The sequence below is a fragment of the Arthrobacter sp. CAL618 genome (genome assembly GCF_000468215.1).
In the GTDB taxonomy this organism is placed as follows: Bacteria; Actinomycetota; Actinomycetes; order Actinomycetales; family Micrococcaceae; genus Arthrobacter_D.
On record NZ_ASZW01000037.1, the window covers coordinates 1 to 1272 of the forward strand.

Here is a 1272-nt window from a genome sequence, read left to right on the forward strand (position 1 = left end):
GTGGTGTGGTCGAGTTCGCAGAACACCGCCAACCGGTTACATCCCGGATGCCGACACGTCCCGTCCCTGACCCGGACCGCATCCTTCAGGTCCTGCGGGACCCGGTACGTGGTCGCATCAGCGCCAAGCCTGGCCCCGGTGAAGGGGTGGGTGAGGATCCTGGTGAACGATGGTGCGTGCCCGGCGAGCTTCCGTGCCGTCTCGGGATCAATCGGCCCGTAGCCTTCCAGCTCACCGGGAGCATCCCCGCCGAGGAGAGTCATCACCGGGACGGTGACGAACACCTTCGCCTGCACACCCCAATACGTGCTGGCCTCCCCCGACTGGCTGGATCCGCTGGACCCGGTCGATTTGCTGTCGCTCTTGCCATCGTTGCCGCCGTTGTCCTCGGCGCCCGTTTCATGATCGCCGGTGGGTCCGGCGCTGGTCAGAACGTCCACTAGAACATCGGCGCGTAACTGGGTGAGAGTCCTGGCCTCGTCGGGTCCCTGCAAGGCCCGGGCTGCGGTGTCGACGCGGTGGAAAATCCCGGCAGCCTGGTCGGTGGGTAGGTAGGCTTCGAGCCACGCCATCCCGTCGTAGGCAGGACTCAGCTGCACTAACCGGCCCAGGACTGCTTTTTGACGGCGGGTGCTGATCGACTCGGGGTGCAGCCTCTCCCGGAGCCTCACTGCCTGGTAATAGAACTTCGAGACCGTCATCTTCCCGGCCATCGTAATGAGCCGGTCCTCGAACGCCGCCGACGCCGCCGCGAAGGTATGGGGGATGCTGGTGACTTCCTCCACCACAGCCCACGCGTGGCGACGGGAAAACCGACCAGCTTCCAAAGCATGGAGGGTGGAAGGGTAATGCCGGACCAGCAGGGTGCTGTGTTCGATCAGGGACCCCGCGGTACGTTCCGGCAAATGCAAGGCGGCGCCGACCTAGGCCGCGGCGAGGGGCTTATCAAATCCAAAGGCCCCGCGACCGCCGTGGATCTGCTCGGCCTGGAGGTCCAACGCCCGGGTAGCTAACTTGGCTTCCTGCGCATCAAGCCAGGACCTCAGCTCAGCGACGTCCTTCAACGCGTCCAACGTCTGAGCAGAGTCCAGACCCGCCACCGCAGCCAACCCGAGATGGCCGGTCAAGGCAGGCGATTCCGCGCTGGAACGCACCCGCCCACCCGAACCAAATACCGGACCAGGCATGTCAGGCGGGTCGGCCTGAGGTGCCTCCCAGAACGCGTCAACGCTGAGCGGACCACCCGGACCATACCCACCCGAGGCACCCGAG

The 1272-nt window shown here is 65.6% G+C and carries 1 protein-coding gene and 1 pseudogene; both read right to left on the reverse strand.

The window, feature by feature from the left end; genetic code table 11:
* A partial coding sequence (locus tag K728_RS0102190; RefSeq protein WP_024475706.1) for a DUF222 domain-containing protein occupies positions 1–911 on the reverse strand: 911 nt, incomplete at its 3' end.
* A 12-nt stretch (positions 912–923) separates the two neighbouring features.
* Positions 924–1272, reverse strand: a pseudogene (locus K728_RS21705) (HNH endonuclease); the annotation flags it as partial.